The 1,819-nt window shown below is 67.4% G+C and carries 2 protein-coding genes and 1 pseudogene; all 3 read right to left on the bottom strand.

Annotated features, from left to right (window positions below):
- A pseudogene (locus AC3XYG_RS02765) lies at positions 1 to 234 on the bottom strand (ABC transporter substrate-binding protein); the annotation flags it as partial.
- Between the two features lie 34 nt (positions 235 to 268).
- Complete coding sequence (locus AC3XYG_RS02760) at positions 269 to 1,189, bottom strand: ABC transporter permease (protein WP_489138281.1); 921 nt, start codon at positions 1,187 to 1,189, stop codon at positions 269 to 271.
- On the bottom strand, positions 1,189 to 1,819 hold a 631-nt coding region (locus AC3XYG_RS02755; protein ID WP_489138280.1), incomplete at its 5' end, for an ABC transporter permease. The genes AC3XYG_RS02755 and AC3XYG_RS02760, both read right to left, overlap by 1 nt.

Here is a 1,819-nt window from a genome sequence, read left to right as displayed (position 1 = left end):
CTCCGGCTCCAGCTCGGTGGTGCCGGGCTTGTAGTCCATCAGCCCGCCGAAGATGCTCTTGATGATCGACCAGTTCTGCCAGTCGTAGCCGATGGCGGGGTCGAGGGTGGTGACGTCGTCCTTGTAGGTGACGGTCATGGTGCCGCCCGGCTTGATGTCCTGGGCCGCGGCCGGAAGCGACGCACAGGCCAGGGCCAGGGCGGCGGCGCCTGCGAGCAGCATGGTCTTCAGCATGAAACCTCCTGTGGTTCGGCGCGGGCTTCGCCCGTCACCGTAGCTTGATCCTCGGGTCGATGAACGGGGCGATCAGGTCGGCCAGCAGGTTGCCGATCACGATGGCGACGGCGGAGACCAGCGTGACGCCCATGATGATAGGGATGTCGATGCGCTGGATCGCCTGCCAGGTCAGCTGGCCGATGCCGGGCCAGCCGAACACGGATTCGACGACGACGATGCCGCTCATGAACAGGCCGATATCGATGCCGATCATGGCGACGATCGGCAGGAAGGCGTTGGGCAGGGCGTGGGCCAGGACGACGCGCCAGGTGCTCAGGCCCTTGGCCCGGGCGGTGCGCACGTAGTCCTGGCGCAGCACGTCCAGCATCGCCGACCGCATCATCCGCGAATACCAGCCCGCCCCCAGGAACCCGAGCGTCAGCGAGGGCAGAACAAGATGTGAGAAGGTGCCGTAGCCGCCGATCGGGAACCAGCCCAGCTGCACCGCGAAGACGTACAGCAGCAGGATGCCGACCACGAATTGCGGGGCCGAGACGCCGACGAAGGAGGTCAGCATCAGCGCATGGTCTGTCACGGTGCCACGCCGCAGCGCCGCGATCACGCCCATGGTCAGGCCCAACGCCAGCTCGCAGACGATGGCGCCGACCATCAGCAACAGGCTGGCCGGCAGGCGGCTCATGATCAGCGTCGCCACCTCGGTCTTCTGCAGGTACGACCGGCCGAGATCGCCCTGCAGCAGCCCGCCGAGATAGCGCAGGTATTGCACATGGAACGGCCGGTCGAGGCCGAGCTGGGCGCGGATATTCGCCACCACCTCCACCGTCGCGCTGCGCCCGGCGATCTGCCGCGCCGGGTCGGCCGGCAGCAGGTACAGGAGCACGAAGGTGACCAGGCTGACGCCGAGCAGGATCAGCACCGCTTGCGCCAGGCGGCGGGCCAGATAGGCGGCCATCAGTGCCGGCCCTTCTGTGTCGGGTCGAGGATGTCGCGCAGCGCATCCCCGACCAGGTTGAAGGCCAAGGCCAGCAGGATGATGGCGGCGCCGGGGATGAACACCAGCCAGGGCGCGGTCGTGAAATAGGTCTGGTTCTCGAAGATGATGTTGCCCCAGCTCGGCGTCGGCGGCTGCACCCCGATGCCGAGGAAGGACAGGGTGGCCTCCAGCAGCACCGTGGTGGCGATGCCGAGCGTGCCCCAGACGTTGGTGGTGGAGACCAGGTGCGGCAGGATGTGACGGACCAGGATGCGGCTGCGGGAGGCGCCGAGGCCCCATTCCGCCTCGATGAAGTCGCGCTCCGCGATCGACCGGGTCTCGGTGTAGATGATGCGGGCGATCTGCACCCAGTTCACCATGGCGATGACCAGCGCCACGATCCACAGCGACGGCTTGAAGATCGCGGCCAGCACGATCGCCAGCAGCAGGGCGGGGAAGGCCATCATCAGGTCGGTGAAGCGCATCATCACCGCGCCCAACCAGCCGCCGAAGAAGCCGGCGACGACGCCGAAGAATGTGCCGATCAGCACCGCCGCGCCATTGGCGACGACGCCGATGATCAGCGAGGTCTGGGCGCCGTAGACCAGG

It is taken from the genome of Inquilinus sp. (genome assembly GCF_057815775.1).
The sequence above is the reverse complement of the archived record's forward strand: the minus strand, read 5'-3'. Positions and strand labels throughout refer to the sequence as shown.

What these genes read in the sequence shown, in the direction of transcription:
- AC3XYG_RS02760 (WP_489138281.1), bottom strand. Translation starts at nt 1,189, where the DNA reads ATGGCCGCCTATCTGGCCCGCCGCCTGGCGCAAGCGGTGCTGATCCTG.